Here is a 15,122-nt window from a genome sequence, read left to right as displayed (position 1 = left end):
GGTGGGAAAAATGGAATTCACGAGTAAATGGCCCGAACTCACGAGTAAAGCGCCGAATCCAGAGTAAATGTCCGAAACTCACGAGTAAATGACCCATATTCAAGTGTAAAGATACTGGTAAACAAATTAGGCGAGCAGTATATAAGTACTGTTCGCCTAATTTGTCAGCTTCTATAGTCAGCTTCTTGAAGAACGCCGAGTGATGTGTGATGCAGTTTATAGACAGCTGCTAATACTTTCTCTGTCTCTATTTCATCTCCTACGGCTTTATGCAATTTTTCTATTAGCTGGGATTTTGTTAATGGATTCCCAGGACTTCCTTTAGGTGTATCGATTCGTTTCGATAGTACATCCCCGCTCGTTGTGGTCACCGTCACAATGGTAAATCGTCCCACTGGGAGTGCCGCTTTGGAAGGCTTGATCGTTGCATCCGTCTCCCTAGTTACTTTTTGAAAGGATTCCCTCCATGAATGGGGAATGGGTTTCGATTCAAAAGAAGAAAAGGTCAGGGGTTTGCCAGTAAGCGCGAGCCATACAATATACTCAATCGAAAATCTTCCTTCTTCACCAGTCGAGGGGTTAAGGTGAATCAAAGCGGAATCACCATTTGGAGGAAAGCAAACATTCACCGATTCAATATCTTCTTCCGACAAATCGTACGTCTTATGCAAAAAGACAGCTGCATCAGCGCCATGTGCCGCAGCAGAACAGAAAGGGTACTGTTTAAACCATAATCCTGGGGTTTCGATCCGCCATGTCTTTCCCCAATTCACTGTCAAATCGGGAACTCCATTTTCTGCATATACCTCAAAGAACCCATTCTTATCATTTAAAAAGTCGGGGTTGCTATGTAATCCCATCCGAATCCAATCTGCGGAATCCACAGCGTTTTTAGCGGCAATCCCTGCATGGAGCGGCTTTATGACAGTGCCGAATTGGAGTCGTAAACCAGCCGATTGGGTAGCGGCAAGACTCATGGTTTCAGCTATTAAGCGTGGTGAGTATTCACGTAAATACGCAACCGCACCAGCTGCAGCTATTACGCCAAGTGTAGCCGTATTATGCCAACCTTTTGTATAATGATAGGGATTCATAGCTTCCCCAAAACGAGCCATGATTTCCACACCAACCACATATGCAGCTAAAAAACGTTTCCCGGTCATTTCAGGTTCTCCAACTGCTAACAATGCTGACAAAATGACTGCGCTTGGATGACCTCTTACATCTGAATGTACATCATCATAATCTAGTAAATGAGCTTGAAAGCCATTGAAGAGGGCTGCTTGGGATCTTGTTGCATGTATGTGACTCCCAATCAAGTAACTCGTCCCATTTCCGCCTTCTTCCAAAATGATTTGCTTTAAAATCGTAATTTCCTTTTCGGATTTCGTTTGATAGGAAACAGCAAGATAATCAAGAAGACCTTCGATTGCAGCCTGTAATACCTTTTCATTTACCAACGGATTGGAATGATAAATCATTTCGGATAACCTTTCCGTGTTCATGCACTTCACTTCCTTTTTTGCCCAGCAGGTCCGTCCGTTTCATCTCCCATTTGCCGTAAAAAACGCTGAGTTCGCGGATTAAGGGAATGCTCAATCACTTGTTCTGGGGTGCCTTGTTCGATAATATGTCCGTCTGCCATGAATATGACATGGTCAGCAACTTCCTTCGCAAATTGCATTTCGTGCGTCACGATCACCATTGTGGTATCCTCTTTCGCTAACTCCCGTATTACTTGTAAAACCTCATTAACCAATTCGGGATCTAGAGCGGAGGTAGGTTCATCGAATAAAATGGCATGTGGTTTCACAGCTAATGCTCTAGCGATGCTGACACGCTGCTGTTGTCCGCCGGATAAGGTAACGGGGTATTGTTTGGCTTGTGTTTCCAAGCCAACCCGTTTCAATAGATCCATGCCGATTTGAATGGCTTCTTCTTTTTTCATCTTTTTGCTGACAAGCAAAGCTTCAATCACGTTTTTTAGGGCCGTTTTATTTTTAAAAAGGTTATAGTGTTGGAATACCATCGCTGTTTGCTGCCTTAATTGGTATGCGTCTTTCTCTTTATATTTTTGGGTATCCAATTTTACATCCTTGATTTCGATGGTGCCGCTGTTGGGCTTTTCCAACAGATTCAGACAGCGTAATAACGTTGATTTTCCAGAACCTGAAGGGCCGATTATGGCGACAACTTCCCCGGTTCTTATATCCAAGTTAATATCGTTCAACACTTGTTTATCACCAAAATATTTAGATAAGTTTCTAACTTTTATCATATGATCACCTTCTAAGTGGTTTGCTGAGCCAAATTTCCAGGTATTGTTGTATCCAAGAATAAAGAATAACCAATAGCCAGTAAATCAAGCCAACCACCAAATACGTCTCGAAAAAGCGCATGTTAGCGGATGCAATAATTTTTCCCTCTGCAAATAGTTCCGTAATTCCTAACGTAAAGGCAAGGGACGTTTCTTTAATCAAAGATATGAATGTATTCCCTGTTGCTGGCAATGCATTTAAAGCAGCCTGGGGTAATATGATTCGCGAGTAAATCTGCACTCTTTTCATGCCTGTTGCAAGGCCCGCTTCCATCTGCCCTTTGTCCACGGAATTCAATCCAGCCCGGAAAATTTCTGCTAAATAAGAGGATTCTTTCAAACTGAATCCAATGATCGCCGCCGTCATTGCTTCCATCGTTGACAACGACGGGAATAACTGTGGTAAACCGTAATAAATGATGAATAATTGTACCAATGTTGGCATGCCCCGGAATAAAGAGATATATAAACCTGCCAATTGGGTGATTCCAAAAATATTGCTATTCCTTATTAAGGCTACTACAAGTCCGATAATAATGGCTAAAGCCATCGAAATGATGGCTAAAACCAGAGTGATTGGAATAAATTTTGCGATTTGCAGGGAAATTTCCAACATATATTGTAAATCAAAATTCATAATGCTTTAAAACCTCCGCTATGCTTATTCGCCGGAATTCGTGGTGATATCTTCACCAAAATATTTTTTGGACAGCTTCGCCAATGTACCATCTTCTTTAAGTTTTTTGATTTCTGCCGTGAATTCATCATTTAATTTTTTGCCTTTTTCTGTTTTGGGAAATGGATATCCTACATTTTCATAGGCCACTGGATCACCAACTAGTTTTAACGGAAGATCATTTTTCTTTATTTCTGCAACTAGGATTGGGCGGGAATTGATATATCCATCTACACGATTGTTAATGGCATCTTGCATCGCGCCATCCCGGGTTTCATAAGTTCGTATTTTGATATCGCCGTTTTTATCATATTTTTCTAGGTTTGCTACGTTATTTGACCCAAGCACACCGGAAACGGTTTTGCCTTTAAGATCATCCAAACTTTTAATATCCTCGTTTTTTGTGCTTGATACAATTTGTGCACCATAATAACTATACGGCTCTGTAAAATTAAATTGCTCTTGGCGTTCCGGTGTTATTGCAACGGCATTCGCAACGGTGTCCAATTTACCTGATCCCAATTGCCCCATTATCCCGCTGAAATCAGAAGTGACCCACTCTACCTTGTATCCTAAATTCTTGGCGATGCGTTCTGTAAGTTCTACGTCAAAACCTATTAATTTACCATCCTCTTGATAACCATTTGGATAGCTTTGGCCAGTGGACCCCACTTTAATTGTTTTTTGTTCGGAATCATTGGCAGCATTCTCTTGTTTTGAATTGCCACATGCTGCAAGCACTAATATGAAAAGTAAAGAGAGTCCAAGTGATAGAATTTTTTTCATCATTATTTTCCTCCTATTATTAAATGGTTTGTTTATGTTTTTCAGTCCAAGCTTGATATTGTCCAGGCTGTAAGACTTTCCTCAAATAGATTGTGAGATGACCTTTGCCTAAATCTTTTTGCCCGATCACTTCAAAGCCACTTTTTTCGTACATTTCCTTTAGCCATGGATGATTATCCGCGGTTCCGAGCGTCACAGCGGGGGCTCTCAGCTGCTTCTTCAAAATTTCTTCTTCGAGCCATGACAGCACTTTTTTGCCGATGCCTTGGCGTTTATATGCAGGATTTGTAGCGAACCAGCCTATGTGTGGCAATACGAGCGGGCCAGGATTAGGGCCCCAAGGCAACCGAATCGATACGGTCGAAATGAATGTTCCATTTTCCTCCAGGACATATACCTTATTTTCGGATATATGCTTAATCGCTTCCTCTCTCGTGGCGGTTGCCGCAGAGAAGTGAATATCCAGCTCTCTTATACTCGCATAAGCATCCAATGTTAATTGGAGGAATTTATCCACATCTTCTATACATACTTCACGAAATATTTGACTCATCTTGCGCCTCCTATACTCTATCGAGTTCATTCATCATCGGATGGTGATTCCGTTTTTGAAAACTATCAGCCAGTTGTAAGGTGTTTAAAGCTTATGGGAATATTGGTTGGCCGGTTTATTAAGGCCAAGGTTCCCTCGTAATGTGTTACTTTCATATTTCGTACGGAAAATTCCTTTTGATTGCAGTTCAGGGACAACCAGTTCTACAAAATCCGTTAAAGAATCAGGCAGGAGGGCCGGCATGATATTAAAGCCGTCAGCCGCATTTCCATTCACCCAATCTTCAATCTTATCGGCAATCTGCGTAGGTGTTCCAATTGCGATATGATGTCCGCGTGATCCTGCAACCCACTGATATGTCTGACGTAACGTCAAATTTTCATTGATCGCCCGTTTAACGATCAAATCATATTTACTTTGGATGCCATCTACTTGTTCTGGTAGCGAAATATCAGCAAACGGCGTATCCAAAGGAATGTTCGAAAAATCCACATTTCCAAAATACCTACCCATAACAGCCAATCCTATTTCGGGAATGATCAGCTCCTGCAATGCCTCGTACTTTTCTTGGGCTTCCTTCTCGGTCTGTCCCACAATCGGGAACAAACCAGGCATGATGCTCAAGCTGCTTTTCTCCCGGTTATAAGCGGCCAATTGCCCTTTTAACTCATGGTAAAAGGAAACCGCGTCCTCCTTGTTCTCCTGGGCAGTAAAGACAACCTCTGCGTGCTTTGCTGCAAGCAATTGCCCAGCACCAGAAGAGCCTGCTTGTACAATGACCGGATGCCCCTGAGGGGAGCGGGAAATATTCAATGGTCCTTTTACGTTGAAAAACTCACCTTGATGATTGATTTCATGAAACTTGCTTTCATCAATGAATTGGCCTGTTCCTTTATCGATGACCAATGTATCGTCTTCCCATGAGTCCCACAACTTCTTGGTAACTTCAACAAATTCAGTAGCCCTTTTATAACGTAGACCATGTTCTAAATGTTCTGATTTATTGAAGTTTACTGCAGTGGAGGCAAGGGACGTCGTGACTACGTTCCAGCCAGCACGGCCGGAGGTAATATGATCTAAAGAAGCGAATTTCCTAGCAACATTAAAGGGTTCTTCGTAAGTGGTGGAGGCCGTTGAAACCAAACCAATATTGGAAGTCGCCGAGGCTAGGTAAGATAACAAGGTCAATGGCTCGAAGCGAGTCAGAATATTAGGATGCGAGTCCTTTGCAACTGACAAACTATCTGCCAAAAATAATAAATCAAATAAACCTTTTTCGGCAGTTCGGGCCAACCCCTTAAAATAATCGATGCTCATATTAGCTTTAGGATTGGCGTTAGGATGCCTCCAAGAAGCAACGTGATGTCCCGTTCCGGCCAAAAATACACCAAGCTTTACTGTTTTCTTTTTCATGTGTCAATTGCTCCTTTATGTCTTCACTTTTAAACGCAGGGGATTTATAATGTAAATATCCTTACTGGTTTACTATGAATTAATGCTGAAATAAAACCCGCTTCCAGTTAAGAAGAGGGTTCCTTCCGACCATGTATTTCCGTACTTTTTCTATTAGAAATTGAATCCTTTGTTGGATTGGTACGTTAATAGAATATAGAAATTAAATCAAATGGTAGCATCTAATATAATAATTTGTCAATGTTAAATATTCGGAATAAACACACTCTTCATTCATTGTTATGATGCCATGAATCTACCTGAAATGGAACGCATTCTTTATACGTTTATCGAATAGCTTATTTGATAGCCGCTTCACTATTCGGATTTTTAAGGAGATGGACAACCGTTGAACATAAGCAATGCAGAATTGGAAAAATATCTATTGGAATTCAGGCGCGATCTTCATATGACACCTGAATTATCAAACCAAGAATTTGAAACGACTAAAAAAATTAAAGAAGCGCTTCAATCGCAAGATATTAAAATACTTGATTTTCCATTGGAAACTGGTGTCGTAGCTGAGATAAAAGGGAGTAAGCCGGGGCCTACGATAGCACTTCGCTCCGACATTGATGCTTTACCGATTTTAGAGCAATCTGAAGTGGACTTTCCTTCAAGGCACATCGGCGTGATGCATGCATGTGGTCATGACTTTCACACTTCCGTCATTTTGGGGACTGCTTTTTTATTAAAAAAAGAAGAAAGGGACCTTTCCGGTACGATTCTCTTGATTTTTCAGCCTGCGGAGGAAACGGGACATGGTGCAAGTGCTTTAATGGAAACCGGTGTGCTGAATGATGTGGATGTGATTTTTGGCCTTCATAATGATCCGACATTGCAAGTTGGGGAATTAGGGACAAAACATGGCGCACTGACAGCGGGAGTCGATCGCTTTGAAGTGCATGTAAAAGCAACTGGTTCACATGCGGCCAAACCGGAAGAGGGAAATGATCCGATTATCATAACGGGACATATTATCTCAACGTTGCAAACCATCATCAGCCGCAATGTGGCACCAAAAGAGTCCGCGGTTTTGAGCATCACTCAAATTCATAGCGGCTCAACGTGGAATGTTATCCCGGATCGTGCATATTTGGAAGGAACCGTCCGCACTTTCAGTAAAATTCAACGAGAGTTCATCCAGAAACGTATGGAACAGGTCCTGCATGGTATAAGTGAAACTTTCAATGCAAATGTTGAATTATCCTGGCATCCCGGCCCCCCATCAGTTGATAATACGCCTGAATGGGCAGATTTGGCGCTTCAGGTTGGAGAAACAGCAGGTTACACGACAAAGATCCTGGAAGCTAGCTCCATAGGGGAAGACTTCGCATTTTACCAAGAAAAAATACCAGGTGCATTCGTAATGATAGGGTCTGGCGGTCCGTATGACCTGCATCATCCTAAGTTTATAGTTGATGAAACGGCACTTTTTTCAGCTGCATCTTATTTCCGCTTATTGGCTTTAGAAGTGTTAAAAAAAATCCCTGAATGAAATATTGGAAGAGAAGGGATTCGATACCATCGTGGCGGGAAGCATCCCTATTCCGATGATGAAGACGGAATTTTAAAAGTGGTTAGCCCGTGTAGGATGTGCCGGGAATTAATTTCGGATTATGCAAATGAGTGCTTTGTCATACTGAATGTTAATGGGAAAACGGTCAAGGTGAAAATCGGTGAATTACTGCCGTATAAATACATGAGGGATTCATGATATAAATGCAAAGGAAAACAACACGCTTAGGAGAAATCATAAGCGTGTTGTTTATTATTTCATACCAGATGGCAAGTATTGTTCAAAGAAATGATAATTTTTTAAAAGGACCGCTTCGGTGCTTTTCCTTATTATTTCAGCCGCTCGATTAGGTCGGTCATTTTATCCAAGGTGGTTACGTTCTGGTTGCATTTCATACTGTCCAGACAAATATAATTCCCTTTTTTAATGAATGTCCCTTGGACGGTTCCTTTTGTTTCAGACATGAACATCCCTACTTCTTCAAAGCGGCTGCAGATGGCACAGATCCCTTTTTTGTTGGCAGGTTTAATGGTTCCATGCAATCCGGTGAGTTTATTATGATGGGGTGCAATGATGAATTTCTTTCCGGAACCGACATCATCCCATCCCAGGTATGAAATCTCCCTCAAATCAATGTTTTCCAGCAAAGGGGCTTTTAATTTCTTTGCTTTAGGAAATAATTTTTTTATCGTTTTTTCGTTTACTTCCTTAAATGGGATCACAAATGGCTTCACCTGTAAGAGAAAGACCTCGGCTTGTGCGGGCTCTTTAATGGTATCCACTGGGTCAAGCAGTTGTTTTTGCTCTTCGCTCAAGTCACTGAACAAGCTTAATACTCGTTCTTTGGCGACTGTTTTCAGGGTGTTGATCACATCCTTATCGTTGGCCGTCGCGTGTCCATTTATGAGGATCTGTGTTTGGGATTTTATGAAGTTATACTGCTCGCTCCTGATAAAAGGTTCCATTTTCTTCACTCCTGTTTCTGTTGCTCGTTACTTGTCACATGATACCGTTTCTCTTTACTTTACAGAAATCGCATCTGCTTTAAAAGGGGGAAAACGACTAAGAAACATACTCGGCATACAAATAGCACTGATATCATTATCAGTGCTACCCATGAAATCTTATTTGGAATAAACGATTTTCTTGATGGTTTCCGCAGAGAGAAAATGTTCCTCGGCTAATTGATGGATGGTATGACCGTCTTTGAATGCATACTTTATAGAGGCATTGCGGTCATCGATCAATTCCCTTGATCCCGAACGGGTTCCCCATTTGTGATGGGCCTTTTCAGGTTTAGGGATATATATGGTTTCACCTTGCACATACTTTTGAATTTCAACGATCAGTTTTTCAGGCAAAACGGACGTCGCTTTTACATATTTCATTTCTGCCAGCCCCTTATTCTTTTTTAAATGAAATAAGGTGCAAAGCCGAATATTAGAAATGATAAGGCGGGCGATTAGTTTAGCTTAATTCAACCCCATGCAAAGTATCGCCTCCAATACTAGGCTTTGCATGAGATGCTGCAGAAGGTGGCATTAACATTCTTATTGCCATCTTTTACACCTCCCCGTTGTGTCCCTGAAGAACAGGTATTGTTCTTATTATAAAATATATAAGGGTGGTTGCCAAACTTTTTCCAATGTTAAAGAAGACTCGGCGGGCTGATTGTTTGATAATGTACAGAGTCCATGAAATAATTTGAATGGAAACCAAACTAACCATTATGGGAGCTGACCTTTATGAAAGTATTCGTAGTTGGGGCAAATGGGCAGATCGGTAAATATCTTGTGGATTTATTAAAAGATAGTCCGGAACATAGTGTACGGGCAATGGTTCGTAAAGAGGAACAAAGTAAGCATTTAGAGAAAAATGGAATTGAATCTGCCGTCGTGAGCTTAACTGGATCGGTGGAAGAGATTGCGAGTGCGGCAAAAGGCTGCGATGCCATCGTGTTTACAGCAGGATCCGGAGGAAGCACAGGTGCTGATCAAACGCTGTTGATCGATTTGGATGGTGCTGTCAAAACGGTCGAAGCGGCAGAAAACTTGGGAATCAACCGATTCATCATGGTAAGCGCATTTCAGGCCAATAATCGTGAAAACTGGAATGAAGCCATCAAACCGTATTATGTGGCCAAGCACTATGCGGACAGGGCATTGTTACAAAGCGATTTAAATTATACGATCATTAGGCCAGGCGGTTTGGTGAATGAACCGGGGACGGGCAAAGTGGCCGCCGCCGAAGAATTGGAAAGGGGTCAGATCGCACGTGAAGATGTGGCTCGGACGATCCTTGCTTCCTTAAGCGAAGAAAGTACCTACAAGCGTTCATTTGATTTAATCTCTGGTGAAACTGCAATCGAGGAAGCATTAAGGAAAATTTAACGAAAAAAGGAGGCAGGGCCACTCAGGGGGGAGTGGGTCCTGCCTTATTTAAGTCCTTCAATATGCTTGATGACCTTCGCTGGGTTTCCACCGACAACAACGCCTTCAGGAACATCCTTTGTTACGACTGCCCCAGAAGCGACGACGGAATGATTCCCAATCGTTACGCCAGGATTGATGATGGCCCCGCCGCCAATCCAAACATGATCACCGATCGTAACCGGTTTTCCATATTCCACTCCAGAACTGCGTTCAAAGGGATCCAGCGGATGTGTGGCTGTATAGATATGCACTCCTGGAGCCAACATGCAGTCCCTGCCAATTTTCACTTCACAAACATCCAAAATGACACAATCGAAATTAGCATAAAAATTTTCCCCGACAGAAATGTTGTATCCATAATCACAACGGAAAGTGGGTTCCATATATACATTTAGCCCAGTGGAACCTAAAAGCTGTTTCAGCAGGGCAGTTCGTACATCTCCTTCGGTTTCCGTTGTCTGGTTGTATAACCGGGTCAACCTTCTGGCATTTTCCCTATCTCGAACTAATTCCGGATCAGCGGCCATGTAGGGTTCCCCGCTCACCATTTTTTCTTTTTCCGTATTCATGTTAATTCCTCCTATTTTCTTGGTTTTTAGAAGATTTTATCTGATATTAAAATATTTTTCCTGCAAAATAAATTGCAGTACTTTTTACTCAACATTTCTATTAAATCAGGATGCCTAGCTTATTTTCTAAAAAAAGAAGTAAGAAAAGAAAGATTTTTCCGAATAATTAATGAAATAACTTTGACAAACTTTCCGCCTGATTTTATAGTAAGGAGAGTTATAGATGATTGATAGTTTCATGAAGGTACATGTTAACAGATAGGTAGAATGCGTTCCTCAGTTCTTGTCACTTTTTTACGGGAAATTGATGGACAACTCTTTTCTTCGTTAAGATAATCAACACAATGGAGGGCTCTATATGACACAGAAAGCACCACTTTCTTTTATCATTGTAACAGGGTTAATGCTTTTTGCTTTGTTTTTTGGTGCAGGTAACTTAATTTTCCCTGCCATGCTCGGACAATCAGCCGGGACTAATTTATGGTCAGCCAGTTTAGGATTCATCATTACTGGGGTGGGTTTGCCATTCATTACAATATTGGCATTTGGTTTTTCGGGAAAAAATGATGTTCAATCGCTTGCAAGCCGGGCACACCCGTTATTCGGCATCATTTTCACAGTCGTTCTTTATTTGTCTTTGGGACCGCTTTTCGCGCTTCCCAGAACGGGGAGTGTATCCTATGAAATAGGGATTAAACCTTTCCTTTCTAATGATGTCAGCTTTTTGCCATTGCTGATATTCACGATCATTTACTTTGGAATTGCCTGTTTATTATCCATTAATCCATCAAAAATGCTGGATATCGTCGGGAAAATATTAACACCATTATTATTGATTTTCATCGGGATCCTCATTGTGGTCGCCATCATCAATCCAATGGGTGAAATCCAGTCACCATCGGTTGATTATTCAGATAATTCTTTCTTTAAGGGATTCAAAGAAGGATATTTGACTATGGATACGCTGGCCGGATTTGCATTCGGTATCATAGTCATCAACGCAATCAAAGATAAAGGGATAACATCAAGAAAAGAAGTGTTAGGATTTTGTATGAAGGCCGGCTTAATAGCTGCCACTTTGTTGGTGATCGTTTATGCGTCCATAACTTATGTCGGGGCAACAAGTGTGGAAAAGCTCGGTCAGCTCAGTAATGGAGGAGACGTTTTGGCCCAAGCCTCGAATCATTTTTTCGGATCGGCTGGCGCCGTGTTATTAGGGCTGATTGTGATTGCTGCATGCCTAACGACAAGCATCGGTTTGATAACGGCTTGTGCTACGTATTTCAATAAAATACTGCCTGCTGTATCGTATAAATCATATGTCGTCATCTTCTCTGTTTTTAGTGCAGCTGTTGCCAATGTAGGTTTGACCAAGCTCATTTCCATTACAGTGCCTGTGTTAACGGCTCTTTATCCCGTAGCGATCGTTTTGATTGTTCTAACATTCTTCCATTCCTTTTTCAAAGGAAAATCGGAGGTATATTTAGGAAGCTTATTATTAACGGCGGTCATCAGCATAATGGATGGAATAGTGGCATCAGGCATTAAATTGGAAGCTGTTTCAGACCTTTTCACTCAATACCTCCCACTATATAGTGTAGGGGTGGGATGGGTGATTCCTGCCATCATCGGCGGTGTATTGGGCTATATCGTATACCTTATGAAAGGTGGCCCTAAAGAAGCCTATTAAGGATCATCAGAATGAACTTCGAATAACGTTGCTCCAGGCAATCGCTTTCCGCGGTCTCTCCCTTGGACGCGCTTTTCTAAGCAGGAGACTCGTACCTACCGTTCCAATCAACTGGAGCGTCTATTAAAATAAAAAACTGCAGGCAAAGTAGCTTTTCTTCTAGTTTGCCTGCAGTCTGGGAGCTGTCTTGATGACAGCTCCTTTTCTTAGTGTTTGTTTTTAATGGGAAAGAGCCTTAAAATGTTCAGAAAGGGGTGTAGGAACACAATGATCAATCGATTACCAATAGAAATCGCAAATATATTGCAAGCAAGCAAAAAAAATCCTGTTCAATTCGAGGAATTGATCAGGAGCGGAGGATATCTGCCTCCCGAGATGGAGTTGATGGTGGATGCCATCACGGCCTTAAGCATGGGGAAGAATATCCTTTTGAAGGGTCCGACAGGGGCTGGAAAGACAAAATTTGCCGAGACATTATCGAATTTATTCAACCAGCCGATGTTCAGTGTCAACTGCTCAGTCGACTTGGATGCCGAAAGCTTATTGGGCTTCAAGACGTTGGCTTACAAAGAGGAAAAACAAGTGATAGAATTCGTACCTGGACCAGTGACCAATTCGATGAATCACGGTCACTTCTTATATATAGATGAAATCAACATGGCAAAACCGGAAACTCTGCCGCTTATCAATGGTGTGCTTGATTACAGAAGGACGATAACGAATCCGTTCACGAATGAAGTCATAACGGCAAAAGATGGCTTTAATGTGATTGCTGCAATCAACGAAGGGTATGTCGGTACAGTGCCGCTGAATGAAGCGCTAAAAAATAGGTTTGTCGTAATTGAAGTTCCTTATATCGAAGGGGAGCAGTTAAAGCAATTGATAGAAACCAATACAAAGTTGAAGGAACCAAGAAGCATAGAATTGTTCGTTAAACTGTCGAGTGATTTGATAAATGCCGTGAATCAAGGGAAGGTGGCTGAAGATGCGGCATCGATCAGGGCATTGCTTGATGCCTGCGATCTGAGTGTGTTGATCCCGCCGAAACGGGCGATTCTTCGTTCCATAGTGGATAAGTTGGACGAGGAGCGGGAGCGTGAGTTTGTGAAGAACTTGGCTGACACATTATTCTAACTAGGAGAATGCCTCATGAAGTATATCCGTTTCAATGATTCAATAATAGATACGGCTCTTTTTTTACAGCTTCAGGATCTCTCGACGGTTTTATCCGGCATTCCTGAGCTGGAATTCGAATACAATTATGGTTCCTTCATTGATCTGATCGAGAATAAGGTCACAGCCAGCCATTTTTGGGAAAATGGCAATAAGGAAGTGAAGGAAGCGGGACTGAAAACGGACGTGCTCCTTAGGACGATAGGTACGCTGCATCATTCAACGATCCAGAGCATGAAGGAGTACCAGGATATCATCGGGGAAAGTTCGCTTCCGAAGTTTGCAGCCCAATTATTCGCTATACTGGAAGACTTGCGATTGGAAGAATTGGTGAAGAAGGAAAGGCCGGGCACGAAAAAATGGTTTTCGGTAAGGGGGGCTTACCTTAAACAATATTTCGAAAGCCAATTGACGACGAATGTCACAAGAAGTTTTGCACTGGATGAATTATACTGCCTCATCTATTTACTGCTTCAATCTGACAGGCCGGACCCGATTTTCCCAAGGGCCAATGAAAGGCAGCTGGAAGAATTGGAGAAACTCAAACCGTTCATCCATTCTGTCTTTGAAGCCACTAAAACGAGTGACATCACGAGGATTTGCGAGCAGATCGTTTTCCGTGTGAACGATGGATACGAGGATACGATGAATGAATATTTCATCTTTCCCATTGCAAATGTGGAAAAGTATAAGGCAAATACCTTATTTGATGAACTGACAAGAAATGATGAACTGTTGAACGATGATACAGAAGATGTCGACGAAGAAAAAAGTGAGTTCATTGATGAAAAATTCTCGACATGGCACCGGGAGAATAAGAACGGCGAGAGTAATTCGACTTTTCTTCAATTTGAATTGGAGCAGGGAACGAAAACAAGTCTGATGGGCGGAGGTGCACGGGAAGCGGAAGATGCCGACCAAGCACTGGCTTCCATCCAGGGTTCATCAGGGGAAAGTAAACAAAAGGAATACAATCAGCAGGAAACGCTGGAGAAGAAACAAACGAATATGGGCAAAAGCGGTGAACATCCATTTGGTGAAGAAAACAAAGACGTCGTCCAAGTAATCAAGGAAGCCAAAATACCTACACTTACGGAAGAGAAACGCTACCGTGAATTTGTTGCGGATATCGAACCGTTCAAGAGAAAACTCTCCAGTACAATTGAAAAGACACTGGAAAATAAAAAGAACGCACCAAGAAAAGATTTGGTTTTTGGCCGCTTATCGAAGAAATTACTGCCGCTTGTTTTTGAGGAAAATCCCCGGGTCTTTTATAAAAAGAACCAGGATTCAAATGAAATGGATGCCGTATTCACATTGCTGATCGATTGCTCCGCTTCCATGCATAATAAAATGGATGAAACGAAACGAGGGGTCGTCCTGTTTCATGAAGTACTGAAAAAGTTAAAGATCCCCCACTCGATCGTTGGATTTTGGGAAGATGCAAATGAAGTGAGAGAAGGATATCAGCCGAACTACTTCCATGTGATCCAGTCCCATTCCGATTCTCTTTATCTAAACTCAGGAGCTAAAATCATGCAGCTTGAACCAGAGGAAGACAACAGGGACGGTTACAGCATCAGGGTTGCCGCAATGGAATTGGAAAAAAGGCGGGAGAAGAACCGGTTCTTGCTCGTGTTTTCCGATGGTGAGCCGGCAGCAAGCGATTATGACCAAAATGGCATTGTTGATACACATCTTGCTGTTTCGGAAGCCAGGAAAAAGGGCATAGAAGTCATCGGCCTGTTTTTAGCGGATGGAGGCATCGAGGAAAGCGAAGAATTGACGATGAAAAACATCTATGGAAAAGAGCGCCTAATGATTCCGAGTGTAGCTGAATTGCCAGAACAATTTACACCGCTGTTAAAAAAACTGCTGCTGAAGTCCATATGAGAAACGAAGTTCCCCCACCCATCATTTAAAACGGGTAAATGCATTTGATTAGAATATTAGTG

14 protein-coding genes are annotated in these 15,122 nt (G+C 42.0%); 5 read left to right on the top strand and 9 right to left on the bottom strand.

From position 1 onward, the window contains the following. Window positions 1-164: 164 nt before the first annotated feature. From ACQKNS_RS23450 to ACQKNS_RS23425, 6 genes are all read right to left on the bottom strand, one after another. Complete coding sequence (locus ACQKNS_RS23450) at window positions 165-1,505, bottom strand: MmgE/PrpD family protein (RefSeq protein ID WP_427645677.1); 1,341 nt, start codon at window positions 1,503-1,505, stop codon at window positions 165-167. A 5-nt stretch (window positions 1,506-1,510) separates the two neighbouring features. Next, window positions 1,511-2,278, bottom strand: coding sequence for an amino acid ABC transporter ATP-binding protein (locus ACQKNS_RS23445; RefSeq protein WP_427645676.1), 768 nt, complete (start codon window positions 2,276-2,278; stop codon window positions 1,511-1,513). Between the two features lie 4 nt (window positions 2,279-2,282). Then, window positions 2,283-2,954: an amino acid ABC transporter permease gene (locus ACQKNS_RS23440; RefSeq protein WP_076370064.1), complete on the bottom strand. Its 672-nt coding sequence runs from the start codon at window positions 2,952-2,954 to the stop codon at window positions 2,283-2,285. A 24-nt stretch (window positions 2,955-2,978) separates the two neighbouring features. Beyond that, window positions 2,979-3,782 (bottom strand): transporter substrate-binding domain-containing protein, encoded by an 804-nt coding sequence (locus ACQKNS_RS23435; RefSeq protein ID WP_427645675.1) that lies wholly within the window; start codon window positions 3,780-3,782, stop codon window positions 2,979-2,981. 16 nt (window positions 3,783-3,798) lie between these two features. Further along, window positions 3,799-4,332, bottom strand: a complete 534-nt coding sequence (locus ACQKNS_RS23430; protein ID WP_427645674.1) for a GNAT family N-acetyltransferase — start codon at window positions 4,330-4,332, stop codon at window positions 3,799-3,801. Window positions 4,333-4,416: 84 nt separating this feature from the next. Further along, window positions 4,417-5,745 carry an LLM class flavin-dependent oxidoreductase gene (locus ACQKNS_RS23425; RefSeq protein ID WP_427645673.1) on the bottom strand — a complete coding sequence of 443 codons (1,329 nt, stop codon included), beginning with the start codon at window positions 5,743-5,745 and terminating at the stop codon, window positions 4,417-4,419. A 388-nt stretch (window positions 5,746-6,133) separates the two neighbouring features. Between ACQKNS_RS23425 and ACQKNS_RS23420 the strand changes: the two genes are divergently transcribed. Continuing rightward, window positions 6,134-7,282, top strand: a complete 1,149-nt coding sequence (locus ACQKNS_RS23420) for an amidohydrolase (protein WP_427645672.1) — start codon at window positions 6,134-6,136, stop codon at window positions 7,280-7,282. Window positions 7,283-7,632: 350 nt separating this feature from the next. Here the strand turns inward: ACQKNS_RS23420 and ACQKNS_RS23415 are convergent, their stop codons facing one another. Beyond that, window positions 7,633-8,268: a FusB/FusC family EF-G-binding protein gene (locus ACQKNS_RS23415; RefSeq protein WP_427645671.1), complete on the bottom strand. Its 636-nt coding sequence runs from the start codon at window positions 8,266-8,268 to the stop codon at window positions 7,633-7,635. Window positions 8,269-8,427: 159 nt separating this feature from the next. Continuing rightward, window positions 8,428-8,691 (bottom strand): CD3324 family protein, encoded by a 264-nt coding sequence (locus ACQKNS_RS23410; protein ID WP_427645670.1) that lies wholly within the window; start codon window positions 8,689-8,691, stop codon window positions 8,428-8,430. A gap of 357 nt (window positions 8,692-9,048) precedes the next feature. On the opposite strand from ACQKNS_RS23410, the gene ACQKNS_RS23405 reads away from it, so the two are divergent. Next, window positions 9,049-9,693 (top strand): SDR family oxidoreductase, encoded by a 645-nt coding sequence (locus ACQKNS_RS23405; RefSeq protein ID WP_427645669.1) that lies wholly within the window; start codon window positions 9,049-9,051, stop codon window positions 9,691-9,693. A 44-nt stretch (window positions 9,694-9,737) separates the two neighbouring features. Here ACQKNS_RS23405 and ACQKNS_RS23400 read toward each other — a convergent pair whose 3' ends face one another. Further along, a complete protein-coding gene (locus ACQKNS_RS23400; RefSeq protein ID WP_427645668.1) occupies window positions 9,738-10,304 on the bottom strand; it encodes a sugar O-acetyltransferase in 567 nt (188 codons plus the stop codon). Window positions 10,305-10,662: 358 nt separating this feature from the next. On the opposite strand from ACQKNS_RS23400, the gene brnQ reads away from it, so the two are divergent. From brnQ to ACQKNS_RS23385, 3 genes are all read left to right on the top strand, one after another. Continuing rightward, window positions 10,663-11,994: a branched-chain amino acid transport system II carrier protein gene (brnQ, locus tag ACQKNS_RS23395; RefSeq protein ID WP_427645667.1), complete on the top strand. Its 1,332-nt coding sequence runs from the start codon at window positions 10,663-10,665 to the stop codon at window positions 11,992-11,994. A 267-nt stretch (window positions 11,995-12,261) separates the two neighbouring features. Beyond that, window positions 12,262-13,128 (top strand): AAA family ATPase, encoded by an 867-nt coding sequence (locus ACQKNS_RS23390; RefSeq protein WP_427645666.1) that lies wholly within the window; start codon window positions 12,262-12,264, stop codon window positions 13,126-13,128. Between the two features lie 15 nt (window positions 13,129-13,143). Then, window positions 13,144-15,060 carry a vWA domain-containing protein gene (locus ACQKNS_RS23385; RefSeq protein ID WP_427645665.1) on the top strand — a complete coding sequence of 639 codons (1,917 nt, stop codon included), beginning with the start codon at window positions 13,144-13,146 and terminating at the stop codon, window positions 15,058-15,060. Window positions 15,061-15,122: the final 62 nt, after the last annotated feature.

Source organism: Peribacillus sp. NPDC094092 (genome assembly GCF_050279365.1).
Taxonomy (GTDB): Bacteria; Bacillota; Bacilli; order Bacillales; family DSM-1321; genus Peribacillus.
The sequence above is the reverse complement of the archived record's forward strand: the minus strand, read 5'-3'. Positions and strand labels throughout refer to the sequence as shown.